The organism is Zhongshania aliphaticivorans (genome assembly GCF_001586255.1).
GTDB classification, from domain to species: Bacteria; Pseudomonadota; Gammaproteobacteria; order Pseudomonadales; family Spongiibacteraceae; genus Spongiibacter; species Spongiibacter aliphaticivorans.
In genome coordinates, this window is the sequence record NZ_CP014544.1 from 3,934,052 (window position 1) to 3,953,703 (window position 19,652).

At 52.2% G+C, this 19,652-nt stretch carries 14 protein-coding genes; 6 read left to right on the forward strand and 8 right to left on the reverse strand.

The window, feature by feature from the left end; all coding sequences use genetic code 11:
- Positions 1-61: 61 nt before the first annotated feature.
- Both AZF00_RS17560 and AZF00_RS17565 read right to left on the reverse strand, forming a co-directional pair.
- A complete protein-coding gene (locus AZF00_RS17560; protein WP_062384472.1) occupies positions 62-1,096 on the reverse strand; it encodes a hypothetical protein in 1,035 nt (344 codons plus the stop codon).
- A 101-nt stretch (positions 1,097-1,197) separates the two neighbouring features.
- The gene (locus tag AZF00_RS17565; protein ID WP_062383255.1) at positions 1,198-1,662 is read right to left on the reverse strand and encodes a hypothetical protein; all 465 of its coding nucleotides are present in this window, start codon (positions 1,660-1,662) and stop codon (positions 1,198-1,200) included.
- A gap of 580 nt (positions 1,663-2,242) precedes the next feature.
- Between AZF00_RS17565 and AZF00_RS17580 the strand changes: the two genes are divergently transcribed.
- Together AZF00_RS17580 and AZF00_RS17585 are read left to right on the forward strand one after the other, a co-directional pair.
- The gene (locus tag AZF00_RS17580; RefSeq protein WP_062384480.1) at positions 2,243-3,304 is read left to right on the forward strand and encodes an efflux RND transporter periplasmic adaptor subunit; all 1,062 of its coding nucleotides are present in this window, start codon (positions 2,243-2,245) and stop codon (positions 3,302-3,304) included.
- 3 nt (positions 3,305-3,307) lie between these two features.
- Entirely contained in the window at positions 3,308-6,421 is a 3,114-nt protein-coding gene (locus tag AZF00_RS17585; RefSeq protein ID WP_062384482.1) for an efflux RND transporter permease subunit, read from the forward strand.
- Positions 6,422-6,625: 204 nt separating this feature from the next.
- On the opposite strand, the gene AZF00_RS17590 is transcribed toward AZF00_RS17585, so the two are convergent.
- The 3 genes from AZF00_RS17590 to AZF00_RS17600 are packed head-to-tail and all read right to left on the reverse strand — an operon-like array spanning position 6,626 to position 9,727.
- Complete coding sequence (locus tag AZF00_RS17590; RefSeq protein ID WP_008252707.1) at positions 6,626-7,711, reverse strand: prenyltransferase/squalene oxidase repeat-containing protein; 1,086 nt, start codon at positions 7,709-7,711, stop codon at positions 6,626-6,628.
- A complete protein-coding gene (locus tag AZF00_RS17595) occupies positions 7,708-8,424 on the reverse strand; it encodes a class I SAM-dependent methyltransferase (protein ID WP_062384484.1) in 717 nt (238 codons plus the stop codon). Before AZF00_RS17595 ends, AZF00_RS17590 begins: the two co-directional genes overlap by 4 nt.
- On the reverse strand, positions 8,411-9,727 hold the full coding sequence (locus AZF00_RS17600) for a glycosyltransferase family 4 protein (RefSeq protein WP_008252711.1): 1,317 nt from the start codon (positions 9,725-9,727) through the stop codon (positions 8,411-8,413). Before AZF00_RS17600 ends, AZF00_RS17595 begins: the two co-directional genes overlap by 14 nt.
- A gap of 224 nt (positions 9,728-9,951) precedes the next feature.
- Here AZF00_RS17600 and AZF00_RS17605 point away from each other — a divergent pair, with 224 nt between their 5' ends.
- Positions 9,952-10,386 (forward strand): hypothetical protein, encoded by a 435-nt coding sequence (locus AZF00_RS17605; RefSeq protein WP_008252712.1) that lies wholly within the window; start codon positions 9,952-9,954, stop codon positions 10,384-10,386.
- A 52-nt stretch (positions 10,387-10,438) separates the two neighbouring features.
- Here the strand turns inward: AZF00_RS17605 and AZF00_RS17610 are convergent, their stop codons facing one another.
- Genes AZF00_RS17610 through tfpB form a run of 3 tightly spaced genes read right to left on the reverse strand, consistent with a single transcriptional unit; the run spans position 10,439 to position 16,141 of the window.
- Positions 10,439-11,365 carry a branched-chain amino acid transaminase gene (locus tag AZF00_RS17610; RefSeq protein ID WP_008252713.1) on the reverse strand — a complete coding sequence of 309 codons (927 nt, stop codon included), beginning with the start codon at positions 11,363-11,365 and terminating at the stop codon, positions 10,439-10,441.
- Positions 11,366-11,408: 43 nt separating this feature from the next.
- Positions 11,409-14,321, reverse strand: a complete 2,913-nt coding sequence (gene glnE / locus AZF00_RS17615; RefSeq protein WP_062384488.1) for a bifunctional [glutamate--ammonia ligase]-adenylyl-L-tyrosine phosphorylase/[glutamate--ammonia-ligase] adenylyltransferase — start codon at positions 14,319-14,321, stop codon at positions 11,409-11,411.
- A gap of 41 nt (positions 14,322-14,362) precedes the next feature.
- Positions 14,363-16,141, reverse strand: a complete 1,779-nt coding sequence (gene tfpB, locus AZF00_RS17620) for a type IV pilus assembly ATPase TfpB (protein ID WP_008252715.1) — start codon at positions 16,139-16,141, stop codon at positions 14,363-14,365.
- Between the two features lie 263 nt (positions 16,142-16,404).
- Here tfpB and AZF00_RS17625 point away from each other — a divergent pair, with 263 nt between their 5' ends.
- The 3 genes from AZF00_RS17625 to argE all read left to right on the forward strand — a co-directional run bounded on the left by AZF00_RS17625 (position 16,405) and on the right by argE (position 19,577).
- Entirely contained in the window at positions 16,405-17,019 is a 615-nt protein-coding gene (locus AZF00_RS17625; RefSeq protein WP_008252716.1) for a TIGR00153 family protein, read from the forward strand.
- A gap of 32 nt (positions 17,020-17,051) precedes the next feature.
- Positions 17,052-18,317 (forward strand): inorganic phosphate transporter, encoded by a 1,266-nt coding sequence (locus AZF00_RS17630; RefSeq protein WP_008252717.1) that lies wholly within the window; start codon positions 17,052-17,054, stop codon positions 18,315-18,317.
- A gap of 114 nt (positions 18,318-18,431) precedes the next feature.
- Positions 18,432-19,577 carry an acetylornithine deacetylase gene (gene argE / locus AZF00_RS17635; protein WP_008252718.1) on the forward strand — a complete coding sequence of 382 codons (1,146 nt, stop codon included), beginning with the start codon at positions 18,432-18,434 and terminating at the stop codon, positions 19,575-19,577.
- Positions 19,578-19,652: the final 75 nt, after the last annotated feature.

Consider the following 19,652-nt stretch of genomic DNA (forward strand, 5'->3'; position numbering starts at 1 on the left):
CTACCAATGCATAACGCCGCAAGAAGAGGCGCGCTTTAGCGCGTCCTTCTTGCTTGCTTTGTTAAGAGCTTCCGCTCTTGAGTATTGAGAAAATAATTGCCGCAATAACTGAGCTACTGACCGCTATAAACCAAGATAGCATGCTCGGCCAAGCTCGCTTAAAGAAGCTGGGCTTGACCTGCTCAAGGTATATTGCTGTATTAGGTATAAATTTGTTGTGAATAAACAGTAGAAAGTTAAGTAACAAGAATACTGAAATTACGAATACGGCTCTACTTTTCCACCCTTCAATGTCGGGTATTGCGATTAACATAGCAATGAATATTGCCCCATTTAAATTGAGACCATACTTTCTATATGTTGTGACTAAGGAATTTTGCTTTGGTTTTAAGGTTTGTAAAATTGACTCCGCTTTCCCAAGAACCCATGACTCATTAATACCGGAAACACGGATTTCACTATTTCCGTTGGCTACAAGCTCAACGACAATAACGCGATTGATGCCATGAGCTTCCGGCTCTTGAATCACAAGCTTAATGTAATTCAATTGAACAATGCCATCTAACTGTCCAAGAAAATCGTCAGCATACTTAGTAAGCTCACTTCCCCGTTGCGAGTAAGTTACTATAACCCTACCGTTACTAAAGTCCTTCTTAAGGAAGTCTACTAATTGAACCACATCGTCCTTAAAAAGACGTATTGAGCCCAACTGAACTGTTTTGTTGTGTATTTGCTCGGGATTAGTGTCTTTTGCACTGGGGTCAGATGAATTTATATCATGAGGGTGAATTTCAAATGTGCCCGCCGTACCAATTGTAGACTCCCATTCACCTCGAATATTACCTTGTTGCGTTAGACGACCTCTTACGACTACTTCTCCCAGCTCAACCCCCTCAACAGTCTGAGATGGCGTACAATTAAGTACAATTTCCTCATCTATTGTTCCGGTGTATTCGTAGATTGAAACACCAAAAATTGAATCCATTATCCTTAATCGACCAGATATATTTTGATCATCCTGAGATAGATCAAGAAAAACATTACCTGTGTTAGTGCCGTATAAACGGCCTGCCCATCTGTTGGCTAGACTTGCCATTACTTGATATTCTCCTTGCTCTTAACGCCTGCGTCACGGGTGGCGAAAAGCGCAGCTTTTTGACATCCCGTGCACGCACTTGTTAGAAGTTTTTTCGCTCATTATTTACCTACTGGAATATGGTAAGTTGTAAAATACCGACCTAATTGTTCTGTTTTATGAACTTTAGTGGCCATTTTATTTAATGCCTTGTACTCAGGCCTACTTTCAAGTAAATGAAATAGTATTTCTTTATGCCCTAACTCATTTGCCCAACACATGAGCACTTTAAAAATTGGAATGCCAAAACCCCAGAATTTTTGTGAGATAACAACAGCTAATTCAAAACCATTATCATCTGGCTGAATTCCACACCAACCAGCTAAAACCCCACCTATATAAACTGCCCGAATACGACAACCCTCTATCGCATCCACTTTAATTTTATCTCCCATCCACTCTTGAAGGCTGGCTGCATCAAAATATGGATGATCGATTAAATGTGTTCTCAGAGAATCCTCATTGACGACTGCCATGAAGTCTTCTGGATTCACTTGATTAAAACACAAAAATTCAATTTCACTCATATCTCAATACTTCTAACAGTCTGTTAATGAGGCCACCGGCCTCATTAATAATTATTAGAACGCGGCCTTTTAATTTTTTAATACTCAAAGTGCCGCACAGCAACTTATTGTTTTTCAATATATTTAATTTTGGCGTAGGAAGGCCTTTCTTATTACGCTGGCCAAAGCACTTAACTGGAGCGGAAAGAAAACTATGCTGCGTAGGCAGGCAGTAATTGGCAGGGCTTGTCGACATGAGTGCTTCACCATTCCTTTGGTCGATGCGGGTGTACCTACTTGTACGCCAGTATAACGATATAAATAACAATAATGTGCCGCCTGCTTTTGAGCAAGCACTTGATTGATTCTGAGCAGCATTAATTTTTACTAGGCGACAATAACCGCGTGCTTAGAAAATTGCGAACACAGGCACGCTACTGCCCGCCCCAAGTTATTGAAAATAATTCTTATTTAGCTTTGAAAATTACCACCTCAACCGTTACATTAACGGGCTACCGCAGGATTTATGCGCGGCAGGGCATTTTGCGTTATTTGCATCATTTATTCGCGCCTGCGCACCATTAAAGGGAGAAGTTCACCGATGTTCGGTGCTAATTACAGCCATAGTTTTAGATCGATTCTGTCTTACTCTTCCGTGTGCCTTCTTAGCCTTAGCATACTGGCTTGCCAGCCCGCGCCCGAGGCTGCTGCGCCGAAGGGCCGCCCGCCAACGCCGGTGAAGGTGCAAACCCTAAAAACTGAGCTCATACAAACGCGCTTACAGGCCTTGGGCAGTTTGCTGGCGCGGGAGTCGGTGGATATCAGTAGCAGTGTGACAGAGAAGATCCAAAGCCTGCATTTTGACGACGGCCAAACCGTGAAATCCGGTGATTTGCTGGTGACCTTAGAGCAAGCCGAAGAAGCCGCCCAGCTTAAATCTGCCCGCGCCGATTTGGCAGAGCACGAGCGTGAGCTGCAGCGCCTGAAAGGCTTATTGGCCAAGCAATCTGCCGCGCAAACCGAATATGATCAACGCCAAACCTCTAAGCTGCGCGCCGAGAGCAAGATTGCTGAAATTTCTGCATTGCTAAATGAACGCAGCATCCGCGCGCCCTTTAGCGGCGTGGTAGGTTTGCGGGAACTCAGCCCCGGCGCCCTGCTCAGCCCTGGCACCCGCATTACCAGTCTGGATGATTTGAGTGTGATGCGCTTGGACTTTTATATTCCCAGCCTGAACCTTAAGGCGCTGGCGCTGGGTCAGGAAATTATTGCCCGCAGCGACGCGCTAAATGAAGATTTTTCTGGCCATATTTCCGCCATCGACAGCCGCATAGATCCGATCAAACGCAGCCTGAAGGTCAGGGCGCTTATCCCCAACGCCGATGGCCACCTTAAACCCGGCATGTTGATGCAGGTCGTGTTAATTACATCTGAGCGCGAGGGCATTCTCATTCCGGAATCGGCATTGCTGAGCGAGCAGTTACACCATTATGTGTGGTTGTTAAGCGACGGCAAGGCCGAGCAGCGCCAAGTTGAGTTGGGCGTTCGCAAACCCGGTTTTGTGGAAATTCGCAGCGGCCTCAGCGCCGGTGAGCAGTTAATTTACGAGGGCATTGGCAATCTGCAAGCCGGTATGGCTGTTGCCCCACAGGGAAACAAATAAACCATGTTGCTCTCTGATACCGCCATAAAGCGGCCGGTTTTTGCCGTTGTTATTAGCTTATTATTATTGGCATTTGGCTTATTGGCCTTTGAGCGTTTGCCGCTGCGGGAATACCCCGACATTGACCCGCCCATTGTGTCGATACGCACGGTCTATACCGGTGCCTCTGCCGAGGTGGTGGAGTCGCGTATTACTCAGGTGATTGAGGATCGCATTGCCGGTATTGAGGGCATCGAGACTATTGAGTCCAGTAGCCGCGATGGCTTTTCGTCGATCAATATTGAGTTTTCTCTAAATCGCGACATAGACGCCGCCGCCAACGATGTTCGCGACCGTGTTTCTGGCTCACTGGCCAGCCTACCGGAAGAGGCCGAGCCGCCAGAGGTGCGCAAAGCCGACGCCGATGAACAGGTGATTATGTGGCTAAATCTCACCTCAGAGAACCACACCACCCTTGAGTTGGCCGACTACGCCCAACGCTATATTGTTGACCGTTTTGCGGTGATTGATGGCGTTGCCTCGGTGCGGATTAGCGGCGGCCCCGAATACGCCATGCGGATCTGGTTAAACCGCGAGGCCCTCGCCGCCCGCCAGCTCACGGTGGCCGATGTCGAAAGCAGTTTGCGGCGCGAGAACGTCGAGCTGCCCGCCGGTACGCTTAAATCGGTAGACCGCGACTTTGTGGTTAAAATAAACCGCCACTACCTCAGCCCCAGTGACTTTGAAAACCTGGTTATTAAACGCGAAACCAACGGTAATTTATTGCGCCTTAGCGAGGTTGCTCGCGTCGAGTTGGGCGCCGCCGAATACCGCAATATGTTCCGCGGCAATGGTGTACCCATGGTCGGCGTGGGCATTGTTAAGCAGAGCGTGTCGAATACCCTTGCGGTTGCCGAGGCGGTGCACAAAGAAGCCACGTTTGTTCGTAAATCCCTGCCCGACGGCGTGGGCCTGCATTCCAGCTATGACAGCTCGGTGTTTATCGCCAGCGCCATTGGCGAAGTTTATAGCACCTTATTTATTGCCGCCGGGTTGGTGGTGCTGGTGATATTTTTATTCCTTGGTGATTTCCGCGCCATGTTGGTACCGGCAATTACGGTGCCGGTATCGCTTATTGCCACCTTTACGGTGCTGTACGCCCTGGGTTACACCGTTAATTTACTGACCTTATTGGCGCTGGTATTAGCCATTGGCTTGGTTGTAGATGACAGCATTGTTGTTTTAGAAAATATTCATCGCCGCCTGCTAAATGGCGAGCCGCCACTGGTTGCGGCTTATCGCGGCAGCCGCCAAGTCGGTTTTGCGGTTATCGCGACCACGGCAGTACTGGTCGCCGTTTTTGTGCCGATCAGTTTTTTAGAGGGCGACGTGGGCCGTCTGTTTGGCGAGTTCGCGGTTGCCATGGCCGTGGCCGTCATGTTTTCTAGCCTTGTGGCCTTAACGCTGTCGCCGGTGATTTGTGCACGTGTATTAAATCGCGACGCCATGCACGGCGGCCTTGCCAATTTTGTAGAGTCGCTGCTACACCGCATGGAAAGCCGCTACGGCAAACTGCTCGGCCGCAGCATGAAGCGACCGATTATATCGGCCGTGCTACTGGCAATGACTATTGGCGGCTGCCTGTTTCTGTTAGAAAAAGTACCCGCTGAATTCGCGCCCAAAGAAGATCGCGGCGTGGTGTTTATGATGATTCGCGCCCCCGAGGGCAGCTCCTTTAATTTCACCACCACGCAAATGGCTGAAGTCGAATCGCGACTAATGCCCATGGTCGACAGCGGCGTAATAAAGCGCTTTTTGCTCCGTGCGCCCGGTGGCCGCGGTGGCGCAGATACCTATAATGAAGGCGTAGGTATTATGGTGCTCGCCCCTTGGGAGGAGCGCCCTCCGGTATCGGCAATAGTCGGCGAAATTAGGCAGCGCCTTGCTGGCTTTAGCGGTTTAAGTGTTTTTCCGGTTACTCCTCAGTCTCTCGGTGGCGGCTTTAGTAAACCAGTCGAGTTCGTGCTCGGCGGCAGCAATTACCAAGAGCTAGCGCAATGGCGCGACCAACTTATTGCCGAGGCGCGCACCAATCCTGGCTTGCTTGGCATCGACAGCGACTACCGCGAAACCAAGCCCCAGCTTGCGGTAACAATTAACCGCGACCGCGCCGCCGCACTTGGTGTAGACGCCAGCGAGATCAACCGCAGCCTCGAAACCCTGCTCGGCTCCCGGCGGGTAACCACCTTTATGATGGCCGGTGAAGAGTACGACGTGATCCTCGAAGGCGAGCCAGAGACCCAGCGCAGCCCTGAAGACCTCAGTAATATCTATGTGCGGTCTACCACCACAGATGCGCTAATCCCCCTTGGCAACTTGGTGACTATTCAGGAGCGCGGCGACGCCGCGGTGCTGAATCGCTATAACCGCGTGCGAGCGATTACCATAGACGCCAACTTAGCCGACGGCTATTCACTTGGCGAAGCGCTGACTTATCTGGAGAATCTTGTTGCCGAGAAGTTTCCTGAGGCGGTAGTTGATTACAAAGGCGAGTCCTTAGACTACCGCGACGCCGGAGGCAGCATATATTTCACCTTTGCGCTGTCGCTATTAATTGTTTACTTGGTGCTGGCAGCCCAATTTGAAAGTTTTATTCACCCCTTTATTATTTTGCTGAGCGTGCCTTTAGCCGTTGCCGGTGCCTTGCTGGGCCTGTATTTGTTTGGCCAAACCTTAAACATATACAGTCAAATAGCGCTGATTATGTTGGTGGGCTTGGCCGCCAAAAATGGCATATTGCTGGTGGAGTTTGCGAACCAGTTGCGGGATCAGGGCTTGGATTTTGACACTGCGATTATTCAATCTGCCCAGCAGCGCCTGCGGCCCATTGCGATGACCGCCATCACCACGGTAATTGGTGCTGTGCCCTTATTGCTGTCGTTTGGTGCTGGCAGTGAGTCCCGCTACGCAATTGGGATTGTGGTGGTGTTTGGGGTTAGCAGCGCTACCCTACTCACCTTGTTTGTCATCCCGATGGCCTACCGGCTATTGGCGCGCCATAGCAATTCGCCACACACCGTGTCGCGGCAATTGGCCATAGAGCTAGCGGCAAACGAAGATAAAGAGCGCACCGAATAGGCGCGCTCGAAGACCTCACGCGGTCGGACTTCACCGCAAGGGCAGATGTGACGCTGGCAGGATGAACGGTAAAAAGGCGGCATCGCAATCACTCAGCCGAGAAGACTCTCAGCTAAGCGAATATTGACGCGAGACTAGGCTAAAAAAGAACGGAGCTTCGCCGCGACAGCAATTCCGCGGCAAAGTGAGCCAACAGGCTTATGTTTATAAAGACTGTGCTCGGCTTCTTTCTGGCAAAATTTTTGCCGCATCAACATCCAACATACACACTTCTTTAAATAAGCGATGCGCAGCGGTGTATTCTGTTAGCGCATCCGCCGCCAGTAGAATTGCAGCAGCCGTCCAGGTTGGTCGCTCGTCTGGCCACAGCAAGTCTTCAGCAAATTGGTAACCCGTCCAGTACTCGCCGTTGCTCTCGCGCCATTGATGTAACCAGCTGTACACCGTTACAGCGCGGGCGTGATCCCCTGCCGCCAATAGCGCCATGGTTAGCTCGCAAGACTCCGCGACAGTAACCCAAGGCTCATCTGAGACGCAGCGGCACCCTAGACCTGGCTCGACAAAGTCGCCCCAGCGCTTTTGCAGGTGGGCGCTCGCCTTGGCAGGCGGTATTGCGCCGGTTAACACGGGGTAAAACCAATCCATGGAATAGCGCGATTTGCTCTCCCAGGTACGGTCAAAACGCTCTGGCTTTTTACGTAGCGCCTCGCCCAATGCCTGTCGCGCGTCACGCCAGATTGGTCGCGGCGAGCCAACTTGCACCGAAATATTCACGGCGCACTCTAAACTTTTATAGATGGAGGAGCAGCCGGTAACCAAGGCGTCGCACATGGCTTCACCATCGGCGTTTACCGCCCAGTTAATCTCGCCGTGAGGAGACTGCTGGGCCAGTACAAACTCAATAGCCCCCTGAACACAGGGCCACATTTCTCGCAAAAACCCTTGGTTTTCACTAATCAAAAAATGGTGCCAAACGCCAGTGGCAATATAGGCAACAAAATTGGTTTCGCGGCGCTCATGATTGTCGACTTCGCCATCGCGGTAGGCGGCCCACCAGCTGCCATCTTCAAGCTGAGTATTTTTAAGCCAGCGGTAGGCATTTTCGGCAGCCTCAAACTCACCGCCAATACTCAGGCCCATCGCCGATTCTACGTGATCCCAGGGGTCAGCATGACCACCCGCAAACCACGGAATACTGCCGTCTTGCTGTTGAGCGCGTACTAAAAATTCGACTGTCGGCCGGAAAAATTCCTGGGGAAATAGTCCCTTACTTAAAAATAAACCACTCATGCCGGGCTCGCCTTTTCAAAGTACATCACCACCGACTTACCGAGTACCGGGTTGAGGCTCGCTTCTAGGGTGCGGGTGAACAACGGTCTGTCCATTAAATCCCAAACTAGAAAGCGGTGATATTGTTTAATCAATGGATTGCTATCTTGGCGGTCCCAAAATGCGCACTTCAGCCACCAGTAAGGGGAATGCAAAGCATGTGCCCAATGCCGACGGTAAAAGCGAAAACCTAAGTTTTGTATTTGTTTACGCAGCTCGCTAGCTTTAAAAATGCGTAAATGGCCACCCTCAACTTTATGGTAAGCCTCACTCAAAGCCCAACATATTTGCTCAGGCCACGCGCGGGGAACGCTCGCGCAGAACAAGCCGCCGGGTTTGAGAATACGTTCAATTTCTTTGAGCACTGCCGCGTAATCAGGAATGTGCTCAAGTACCTCTGAGCAAATCACTTTATCAAAACTATTGTCGGCAAAAGGGAGCTTCAAGGCGTCGGCATTGGCTAAGCCAAATGCCTTGTGCTCATTATTGGCCTCATTAAAGTCAGTAAAGCGAGTTTGCGCTGTTTGCAAATCCTTTAGGCATAGGTCTACACCAATAGCCGTTATCTCACCTTCAACATAGGCCGAGATCACATGGCGACCTTCGCCGCAGCCCAAATCTAATACTTTATCGCCACGATTCAGGTGGAAATGACGGAAATCAACTGTTTTCACGTTGTAACACCTGCCAATAATAATTTGTCATTTGTTGGGCGGCACGCCGCCAGCAAAACAATTCTTCTATACGCTGACGCCCTGCAGCCGCTAATTGTTCACGCTTGGCGGGCGACGCCAACAGAGCATCTAGCGCCTCGGCAATCGCGCTACTATCACGCACGGGCACTTGAATTGCCGCGTCGCCAACCACCTCGGGTAATGCGCCCCCATCGGTGGAAATGACTGCGGTGCCACACGCCATGGCCTCCCCCGCGGGCAAACCAAAGCCTTCATACACCGAAGGCACAATGACCACCGAGGCTTCGTTGTAAAAGCCCACTAAGTCCTCGGTGCTAATGCCACTAACACAGCGAATATGCTTGCTCAAACCCAGGTCTTTAATTAGTGCGCTGCTCTCGCCGCCCTCTTTAGGCTGACCAACCAGTAGTAGCTCTAAATCGGGGTACTTAGGCAATACCTTGGCAACGCCTTCTAGCAAGTAACGCATGCCTTTCAGCGGTTGATCAGAAGATACCGCGGCCATCACCCTGTTCGGGTTTTTTACCGTATTCGGCAGAGGGCGAAACTCTTCAGTATCAATGCCGTTAAGCACTACGCTAATACCGGCGGGCTGCATATCAAAGGCCACCGCGATGTCTTGCCGAGAGCGTTCCGAAACCGTTACCACATGGTGAAGCTGGCGAGCGACCTGGCGCTGCATGATTAAAAAGCTGTGCCAGCGCCGAATGAGTAGCCGTTCCCGCCAATTTTTAGCCGCTTTCAAGGCGATGCTAAGGTCACTGGTAATCGGGTGATGGATGGTGGTAATAAACGGGAAATTGCGCTTTTGCAATTCTAGCATGCCGTAACTAAGGCATTGATTGTCATGAATAATATCGTAGTGACGGCCATGCTTTTTGAGGTATTTAACCACCCGCCGACCAAAACAGTAAGGTTCAGAAAAAGCACCTGTCAGCTTACCGCTCCACTCAATGATATTGGTCATGGAACGCAAGTGATGGGGACGAATCGAGCCAAGGCCAGTTTCAAAGAGGTTCATGCCGGGCATCTTGATCAGGTTTACTCTAGGGTCAAGATGCGGGTAGGGCTGACCTGAGATCACATCTACCGTGTGTCCGGCCTCAACTAAGGCTTTGCTAAGGTATTTAAGGTAAATACCTTGGCCGCCACCATAGGGCGCGCTGCGGTAACCAAGCAAACACACTTTGAGTGCACGCCGAGGACGGGCGTCATCCAGTGGAATGACCTTGGCTTTAAATGCCGGTTTAGTTGAAGTAGCTGCTGTGGGTGTTGACGCCATATCCAGGATCGCTGTTATTCGTTTTTATGAAACCGAGGAATTCTTCAGCGCTAACAGAACGGCTTTTCAACAGCCTAGCCAGGAGACACAGAGAGCCATTTAACCCTATATGACCCATCTCATCGAAGAATGCCGCAATCTAGTAACAGGATTCTAACCATGGCATGCCCATAAATCCACTCGCGATGCCCCACAGCCGCTGTATCTGGCATTAAGACTTTGTCATGTTACACTCGCCGCAGGCCCCCAACCCCCTTGCAGAGACCTTGATAGCAATGCGTATAACAGCATTACCCCACTATAAAAAAATGACCCTCGTTGCCTTAATTATTTTAACGGGCTGCGCCAGCAACGGTCGCAGTGGCAAAGAAATAGGCTTGTTTGACACCACGATCAAAGGCGATGACATTCGCCTATTTCGCTATCTTCTGCCCTTATTTAGGGAAAAGCCACGCCCCATCACCCAGCGCGCCAATGGCAGCCAGACTCAAAACATTGACCCAAAAGAAAGCGAAGAAGCGCAGTTAAAACGCGCCGACTACCTGTTAAAGCAAGACCCACGATTAAAAGAGTACTGCCCGAAAGGCTATACGATTACCGACAAATATGCCGTGTTGAATGAAATCATTATTCGCGGCGAGTGCCGGTATATTGAGTAGTTTGAATGGCGAACTGAGCCCCGCGTTGCGGGGGCTCAGTATATAGTCGTCATTATCGAACGGGGGTAGACCACTCGGGGAATTGCTGACGGCGACCCTTAACTTGGTCGAAGTACATGGTTTGCAGCTGGGTGGTGATCGGGCCACGCTTACCGGCACCAATTATTCGGCCATCCAGCTCGCGAATTGGCAATACTTCTGCCGCCGTGCCGGTAAAGAAGGCTTCATCTGCCACATAGACTTCGTCGCGGGTAATACGCTTCTCAGAGACTTCCAGACCCAGCTCTTTAGCAAATTCAAAAATGGTATTACGGGTAATGCCATCTAAGCAGCTGGTCAGCTCGGGAGTAAAAATCTTACCGTTGCGAACAAGAAAAACGTTCTCACCGCTGCCTTCGGCAACATAGCCTTCGTTGTCCAGCAACAGGGCTTCTTCACAGCCGCTGTCTAGCGCTTCGCGCAGGGCTAGCATCGAATTGATGTAGTGACCGTTGGCTTTCGCTTTGCACATGGAAATATTGACGTGGTGGCGAGTATAAGAGGAGCAGCGTACTTTAATGCCGTTATCCCGCGCGTCTGGGCTCATGTAGCTAGGCCAATCCCAGGCGGCAACAATCACATGCATCTTTAGGTTATCGGCGCGCAGGCCCATGCCCTCGGAGCCGTAAAAACACATTGGCCGCAGGTAGGCTTCTTCTAGGCCGTTTTCACGCACTACCGCGCGCTGAGCTTCGTTGATCTGTTCTTTGGTCGCGGTCATTTCCATACGCATAATATGCGCAGAGCGGAACAGACGGTCTGTGTGCTCTTGCATACGGAAAATGCAGGTGCCGCGATCTTCTGTTTTATAGGCGCGTACGCCTTCAAACACGCCCATGCCATAGTGCAGGGTGTGGGTTAATACGTGGACTTTGGCGTCGCGCCAAGGAACCATTTCGCCGTCAAACCAAATCAGGCCATCACGATCAGCCATGGACATCGCGTGTTACTCCTCAAAAAAAGCGGGCAAGCAAAAAATAAAATTACGTAGACAACATCAGTTGCTGCCAGAGTCGACTGACATTTTTCCGCTCTGCGCCCAATGCCGCAATGGCTATCCGCCCCTTTTGCTCTTGTAAGCTAAGGCGATGCGCCTGACTTCGAAACGCCTTGTAAGCGTCGATCAGTGCCTGGGTATCCGCACTCGAAATCAGACCGTTATTATTCAGCGATTCCAGTATGCGAATGTTATCAGTGTAGTGTGTAAGCGGTGGGTGCTGATGTGACCATGCTAAAACGGCATATTGCACCATAAATTCAATATCAACGATACCTCCCTCGCCTTGTTTAAGGTCAAATTCAGTATTTTTATTTACCCCGAGCAGCAAGTGATCCCGCATTTTCTGGCGCATGGCGATCACTTCCTTGGCCAGCGCCGCTTGTGGCCGGTTTTTACACAGGGTTTGGCGGCGCAAATCAGCAAATTTTTCTGCCAAAATCCCATCGCCAGCAACCGCCCTCACCCGCACTAAGGCCTGATGCTCCCATGTCCAAGCCTGATTTTGCTGATAATCGCTAAACGCGGTAAAAGACGACACCAACAAGCCCGAATTACCCGAGGGCCGCAGCCGCATGTCCACCTCATAGAGGGCGCCGAGTCGCGTGGTGGCGGTAAGAATATGAATAATGCGCTGCCCTAGGCGAGTAAAAAACGTGCCTGCATCCACCGAGCGCTCGCCATCGGTCACTGCCGTTGTGGGTAAGTCATGGAGAAACACCAAATCTAGGTCTGAGCCGTAACTTAATTCGAGGCCGCCAAGCTTGCCGTAGCCCAGCACCACAAAGTGGCGACGGTCATCGCCATCGGGAACCGGGCTTCCGTGTTTATCGAGCAAATTCTGCCAGGCGATATCGAGCACCGCCGCCAAGACCACTTCGGCAATTGCGGTGAGATAATCACTCACTTTCATTAAGGGGAGGCTATCGGTGACCTCTGAGGCTGCACCGCGCAAAACATGGGCGAGCCGGAAATAGCGCAGCGCTTCCATTTGCGCTTCTAGATCGTCACCTTCGATACGCAAGAGGCGCTGCCGCAACTCGCTCGCCAAGCCGTCTTGGTCGGGCATGGAATACAGGCTGCGGGCATCAAGTAGCTCATCGAGTAACACTGGGTGAGCGGCGAGCTGACGTGCAATCCACGGGCTAGCGTCACAAAGTTCAACCAAGCGCCCCCGTGCACCGGGGTTCTCGATAAGTAAAACCAAGTAGGCGGTGCGGCGCAGAACCGCTTCAATTAAGGGGATCAGTCGCAGTAGCGTTGCCGTTGGCGCCGATACCCCACACAAATCTTCTAATAATAACGGCAGCAAGCCGTACAGCCGGTCGCGGCCGCGACCCTGCATACGCTGCACACTGGCGCCGTTAAGCAAGGCAACCAATAAGCGTGCCGCCTCTTCTGCTGCGTCAAAGCCCGCCTCCTCAAGGGTGGCGCGCACCTCATCTTGGTCAAGATCATCAAGCATCGAGCGCCAGCGCTGATGACTGAGGTGGGGACGCTCAACCTCGGTTTCCACCGGCGCAATAACATTGGCAAAACAGCGGCTTACCCTGCTTCTGTGTTCAGTTAATGCCGCCGCAAAGGCCGCCCAGTCCCCCTTAAAGCCCATCGCTAAAGCCAAAGCACAACGCTCGCCATCGCTGTGTGGCAATTGCTGGGTTTGCTGGTCTCGCCAAGCCTGAATAGCGTGTTCGGTATTGCGTAAAAAGCGATAGGCCTCGATTAACTCAGCAACCACTTCGGTCGGTAAATACTGTTGCGCCGCCAACTCCCGTAAAATTGTCTGCAACTCCAAGGCTTGCAAAGCGACTTCCTGTCCGCCACGAATCAGCTGAAAGCATTGGGCAATGAACTCTATCTCTCGAATCCCGCCAGCGCCCAATTTGATATTGTCCTGCAACTGGCGACGCAGCACTTCGCGCTGGATCATGCTCTTCATTTCCCGCAGGGATTCAATAGCAGAAAAATCCAAATAGCGGCGATACACAAAGGGCCGCAGCTGCTCTAAAAGCTGCGCACCCGCCGCGCGGTCACCGGCGATACAGCGCGCTTTAATGAGCGCGTAGCGCTCCCAGTCGCGGCCTTGGTCTTGGTAGTATTCTTCTAAGGCATCAAAGCTAATTACCAATGGCCCGCTCTGGCCGTATGGCCGCAGGCGCATATCCACTCTAAACACAAAGCCATCGGCGGTGCGGGTATCTAGCGCTTTAATGAGGCGCTGCCCTAGGCGAATAAAGAATTCCTGATTATCCACGCTGCGCGCCGCGCCCACGGTCTCACCGGCTTCAGGATAGGCAAAGATAAGATCGATATCTGAAGACAAATTCAGCTCGCCAGCCCCTAATTTGCCCATGGCAATCACCACCAGTTGCTGGGGCTCACCCGCTTTAGACTGCGGCTCGCCGCGCTCAGCGCACAGCTGACGATGTAAGAAATCCAGCGCCACATCCACACAGGCCTCTGCCAAGTGGGATAAATCGGCAACAGTCTCTTCCATTGTCGCCAGGCGATTAAGGTCGCGCCACACAATGCGCAGCCAGTGCCGGTTACGAAACTGGCGCAGTATCTGTGCGAGATCATCGGCATTTTCACACCGGGCGCAGGCCGCACTTAACTCTGCCCGCCAACGCGCTGGCGCTATGCTATTTTCCAACAAGCCTGCCGTGTCCAGACTGGGCAAGCAGTCTGGGTGGCGAACGCAGAACTCAAATAAGGTGTGACTGCAGGCCAGTGCTTGCAATAGCTCAATGCGCCGCGCCGAGTTGGCAAAGCCCTGATACCATTGCGCCTGCTCGCTGTCACAGTGCTCGAGCAGGCTCTGCCAGCGCTGTTCAACTTCTGCGATGAGTGCGGCGGGCAGTTCGCCATCCTGTAGTGCCAAACTCTCTACTGATGTCATATCGCCTAGCCTTCTCTCCTTATTAGTTTTGCAGCAGTGGCTTACTGGGTTTGCACTGGTGGCGCAACGCGCAACACCTCCGCAATGGTCGTTTCGCCTCTGGCAACCTTTTGAGCGCCACTGAGACGCAGGGTGCGCATACCGTTTTTCATGGCCAAGCGGCGCAGATTATCCAGTTCGATATCGTCGCCAATGGCACTTTGGATAGAACCCTCCATCGGCAAAATTTCGTAAATACCTTGGCGGCCATGGAAGCCGGTATTCCGACACTCCAAACAACCCGGCGCGTGGAATACCTGCTTGGGCGGCGCGACCTTCCACGGCGTGGTTAAGGTTGTCCACTCGGTTTCATTCAGCGTAGTGGCCTCTTTGCAATGAGGGCACAAGGTCCGCACCAAGCGCTGAGCCATCACCCCAAGTACGGTAGCGCGAATCAGGTAGGCAGGTACACCCAGCTCCAGTAAGCGAGTCACTGCCGACGGCGCGTCGTTGGTGTGTAGCGTCGAGATCACCAGGTGACCAGTAAGCGCGGCCTGAATCGCCATTTCGGCGGTTTCTAAATCGCGAATCTCACCGATCATGATGATGTCTGGGTCTTGGCGTAGCAACGCCCGCACGCCACCGGCAAAATCCAGATTAATATTGTGCTGCACCTGCATTTGGTTAAAGGCGTCTTCAACCATTTCGATGGGGTCTTCAATGGTGCAGACATTCACCTCAGAGGTCGCAATTTGCTTGAGGCTAGAATACAGGGTGGTGGTTTTACCCGAGCCAGTGGGGCCGGTGACTAAAACAATACCGTGAGCGGAGCGAATCATGCCGTCCCAGCGCTGGCGATCTTCGCCGCGGAGGCCAAGCTCGTCAAAGCTGCGCAGCAATACTTCTGGATCAAAGATGCGCATTACCATTTTTTCGCCAAAGGCGGTGGGCAGGGTCGACAGCCGCAATTCAATTTCGGCGCCGCCAGGATTCTTGGTTTTGAGGCGACCGTCTTGAGGGCGGCGTTTCTCGGCAACGTCCATACGGCCAAGTATTTTTAGGCGACTTACTACGGCAGTTAGTACCGTGGCAGGGAGTTCGTAAACATTGTAGAGCACACCGTCGATACGGAAACGGACGTTACCCTGCTCGCGGCGCGGCTCAATGTGAATATCACTCGCGCGCTGGTCGTAGGCGTATTGCAGCAACCAGTCGACAATATTCACCACATGGCCGTCGTTGGCATCGAGGTCTTTTAAGTTACTAATTTCCAACAATTGCTCAAGGTTATTGCTGGCATTGCCGCGCCGACTATTGTCGCCGCTGGCGCCCCGCACCGACTTGGCGAGGCTGTAAAACTCAACGGTGAAGCGGTCTATAGCCTCGGGGTCGGCAAGTACCCGCCGAATAGGACGCCGCAACACCTGCTGTAAATCGCTTTCCCATGCTGTGACAAAGGGCTCACCACCAGCGACCACCACTTCTTTCGCATTAACGGCCACCGCCAAGATCCGGTGACGCTGGGCAAAGGCAAAGGACATCACCTCGGTCACCGCCGGTACGTCGATTTTCAAGGGGTCTATGCGCATGGCTTCTTGACCGCAGTGGCCCGCCAGCCACTCCAGCAGCGTATCCATGTTCAACGTGCGACCGTGCCGCGACAAATCAGCCAGTTGCTCACTAACGATATAATTGAGTACATGCTGAATTTTGTCGCCATTGCGCGGCGGGCTAATACGCAAGCGCTTAGCGCTACTCGCATCAATAATGCCGTCGGCTACCAATTGGCGCAGTAACGCGCCAGTTTCCAACGGCCCTGTTTTTGTGATCTGGCTTTGCATCCCCGCGCTAACCCCTTGTTATAGTTGGGTGACTCTGATGTTTGACAAAATTTCCGCTTGCGCAGAGCCACTCTTGCATTATGGCAAGTCCCAAGCAAATTACACCCCTGTAACAGCGTCGTGTTAAAAACTGGTTACCCATGGCCTAGGTCAGTATAATCCGCCCACTAATACGACTGACGATACGCAGGAGTCGCACCGTGCCATTAAATTCACTGGGCAGTCTGTTCGGAAAATCACCTTTCGAACCGATACAGGAACACATGAAGCAGGCACAAGCCTGTGCCGCCGCACTCAAACCCTTTATCGATGCTGTACTAGCTGACGACTGGGAGCGAGCCGAAAAGGCCCAACAAATTATCGTCGACCTTGAAAACGAAGCCGACAAACTCAAAAAGCAGGTACGCCTGCAACTCCCGAACAATCTATTCCTTCCGGTGCCCCGCGCCGATCTTCTCGACCTGGTCAGTATGCAAGATCGCATCGCCAACTGCAGCAAGGATATTGCCGGGCTTATGTTAGGCCGAAAAATGCAGATTCCTGCGCCGCTAGCGACAGCCCTGAGCGAGTATGTTGAATTAGCAATTGCCACCTCAGCCCAGGCCATGAAAGCCATTGAAGAGCTGGATGAGTTGCTCGAAACCGGTTTCAGAGGCCGCGAAGTTAGCCTCGTCGAAACCATGATAGAAGAGCTAGATCGCCTAGAGCACTCCGCCGACAAATTACAGATCGATATCCGCGGGGCGCTCTATGTCATTGAAAAAGACCTGCCTCCGGTTGACGTAATGTTTATGTACCAAACCATTACACTGATTGGCGAATTGTCTGATAAATCACAAAAAGTAGGCTCGCGTCTGCAAATTGTTATTGCTCGCTGAAAAGCCGGCACAAGCTTACATAAGGAATTCACATGTCAATTATTGCTGAACACGGGCAGTTATTGCTTATCTTAGCCTGCCTTTTTGGCTTTTTTATGGCCTGGGGCGTTGGTGCCAATGATGTTGCCAATGCCATGGGTACCTCGGTGGGCGCTAAGGCGCTAACCATTAAGCAAGCGATTCTCATCGCCATGGTTTTTGAGTTCTGCGGCGCCTACCTGGCTGGCGGCGAAGTAACAGAAACCATTCGCAAAGGTATTATTGACCCCGCCTTTGTCGCCGACAGCCCTGATCTACTGGTTTTCGGCATGCTATCATCATTATTGGCGGCCGGTGTGTGGTTATTTATTGCCAGCATGATGGGCTGGCCCGTTTCCACTACGCACTCCATTGTTGGTGCACTGGTCGGTTTTGCCGCCGTGGGTATCGACAGTGATGCCGTGGAGTGGGGCAAAGTTGGCCAGATCGTCGCCAGCTGGGTGGTGTCGCCGGTTATGGCCGGGACCATCTCTTTTGGTATATTCCTCAGCGCTCAGCGCCTGATTCTAAATACTCAAAACCCCTTCGAAGCCGCCAAGAAATACATCCCCTACTACCTCTTCCTCGTCGGCTTTATGATTGCCATGGTCACCATGACCAAAGGCCTTAAACACATCGGTTTAGGCTTAAACTTTCAGGAGTGTCTCGGCTATTCCACCATAGTGGGTATTATTGTCGCCGGTATTGGGCAGATGTTTTTACGTCGTATTAAAGATGTACCGTCTGGCGATGGCCGCTTTCGCTTTGCCAATGTCGAGCGCATGTTTGCGGTACTGATGGTATTTACCGCCTGCGCCATGGCCTTTGCCCACGGTTCTAACGATGTAGCCAATGCCATTGGCCCGGTTGCCGCAGTAGTCAGCGTGATTCAATCCGGCGGCGAGATCGGCGCTAAGTCGGCCTTACCCAGCTGGATTTTGCTGGTCGGTGCTGGCGGTATCGTGTTTGGTTTGGCCACCTACGGCTTCAAAGTTATTGCGACCATCGGTACAAAAATCACTGAACTGACCCCCAGCCGCGGCTTTGCGGCCGAGTTAGGCGCGGCGTCGACGGTGGTTGTCGCCTCGGCGACCGGCTTACCCATCTCCACTACACACACCCTTGTGGGCGCTGTACTAGGGGTGGGCTTAGCACGGGGCATTGCCGCGCTAAACCTGAGTGTTATCCGCAACATTTTCATGTCGTGGATCATCACCCTGCCTGCTGGCGCCGGTTTAGCCATCGTGTTTTTCTTCATCTTCAAGGCTATTTTCCTCTAGAAAAACCGGCCTTCAGGGCAAACAATATCTGCGTAAACCGCTGCTATTGTTTGCCCGACTCGCTACAATATCGTCTCCATCGCCATGCGGCGACAGCGACATATGGCGAACTCTATGAACACAAAAAACGTTCTGTCTATGCTGACAGAGCTGGTCAAACTCCCCTCGGTTAGTTCTACTCTGCCCAGTCGCGATATGGGCAATATCAAAGTAATTGAGCAACTGGCCAACTGGCTAGAGCCGCTGGGCTTCGCCATTCGCATATTACCCATTGCCGGAAGCCCCAATAAAGCCAACCTAGTTGCCACCCTCGGCAGCGGCAGTGGCGGCTTAGTGCTGGCCGGCCACACCGACACCGTGCCCTGTGACGATACCCTATGGCACAGCGACCCCTTTGCGCTCACCGAGCGCGATGGTCGTTTATATGGGCTAGGCAGCACCGATATGAAAGGCTTCTTTGCTATCGCAATAGAGGCATTAAAGCCCTTCTTAGAAAAACCCCTGAGCGCACCGCTGATTATTCTTGCCACCGCCGACGAAGAAAGCAGTATGGACGGCGCTCGCTCGCTGGTGCACGCCGATGTATCTGGCGCCCGTTATGCGGTGGTGGGCGAACCCACCGGCCTAAAGCCGATGCGTGCCCATAAAGGCATTGTGATGAAGGGCATCACCATTACCGGCCGCTCGGGGCACTCATCTAACCCCTTACTTGGCAATAACGCCATGGACGCCATGCACGAGGTGATGAGCGGCCTTATGCAATTGCGCCAAGAACTGGCGCTAAAATACCAACACCCGGGCTTTAGCGTGCCAACCCCGACCTTGAACTTTGGTTGCATTCACGGCGGCGACAACCCCAACCGCATCTGCGGTCAGTGCGAGCTGCATTTTGATATTCGCACCACTCCCGGCATGGACAATGGTGAGCTAGACGAGCTAATTCAGAAGGTACTCACCCCAGTGGCCGAACGCCGCGCAATTAATATCGGCTTACGCGCTTTAATGCCGGGCTTAGCCGCTTATGAAGAGCCGGAAAATTCCGACATAGTCACGCTGGTAGAACATCTTACCGGACAGCCCGCTGGCACCGTTGGCTTCGCCACAGAAGCCCCGTTTTTTCAGCAGCTTGGTCTACAAACTATTGTGATGGGGCCAGGTTCAATTGATCAGGCCCACCAGCCCGACGAGTATATGGCACTGGATCAAATTCAACCGACAGTTGATGTGTTGCAAGCAATGATTAAACGCTATTGCCAATAGACCTACCGCGAACTAATTACTCAAAAAACTTGATATGCGTCACATTAAACGCTAAAACGTAATGGCGTTAACGTG

Bases quoted from the DNA above. Each gene is read 5' to 3' on its own strand.
- AZF00_RS17600 (WP_008252711.1), bottom strand. From the start codon at position 9,727: ATGGCGTCAACACCCACAGCAGCTACTTCAACTAAACCGGCATTTAAA.
- tfpB (WP_008252715.1), bottom strand. From the start codon at position 16,141: ATGCAAAGCCAGATCACAAAAACAGGGCCGTTGGAAACTGGCGCGTTA.
- AZF00_RS17565 (WP_062383255.1), bottom strand. From the start codon at position 1,662: ATGAGTGAAATTGAATTTTTGTGTTTTAATCAAGTGAATCCAGAAGAC.
- AZF00_RS17560 (WP_062384472.1), bottom strand. From the start codon at position 1,096: ATGGCAAGTCTAGCCAACAGATGGGCAGGCCGTTTATACGGCACTAAC.
- AZF00_RS17630 (WP_008252717.1), top strand. From the start codon at position 17,052: ATGTCAATTATTGCTGAACACGGGCAGTTATTGCTTATCTTAGCCTGC.
- AZF00_RS17605 (WP_008252712.1), top strand. From the start codon at position 9,952: ATGTTACACTCGCCGCAGGCCCCCAACCCCCTTGCAGAGACCTTGATA.
- glnE (WP_062384488.1), bottom strand. From the start codon at position 14,321: ATGACATCAGTAGAGAGTTTGGCACTACAGGATGGCGAACTGCCCGCC.
- AZF00_RS17610 (WP_008252713.1), bottom strand. From the start codon at position 11,365: ATGTCCATGGCTGATCGTGATGGCCTGATTTGGTTTGACGGCGAAATG.
- AZF00_RS17625 (WP_008252716.1), top strand. From the start codon at position 16,405: ATGAAGCAGGCACAAGCCTGTGCCGCCGCACTCAAACCCTTTATCGAT.
- AZF00_RS17585 (WP_062384482.1), top strand. From the start codon at position 3,308: ATGTTGCTCTCTGATACCGCCATAAAGCGGCCGGTTTTTGCCGTTGTT.
- AZF00_RS17590 (WP_008252707.1), bottom strand. From the start codon at position 7,711: ATGAGTGGTTTATTTTTAAGTAAGGGACTATTTCCCCAGGAATTTTTC.
- AZF00_RS17580 (WP_062384480.1), top strand. From the start codon at position 2,243: ATGTTCGGTGCTAATTACAGCCATAGTTTTAGATCGATTCTGTCTTAC.
- argE (WP_008252718.1), top strand. From the start codon at position 18,432: ATGAACACAAAAAACGTTCTGTCTATGCTGACAGAGCTGGTCAAACTC.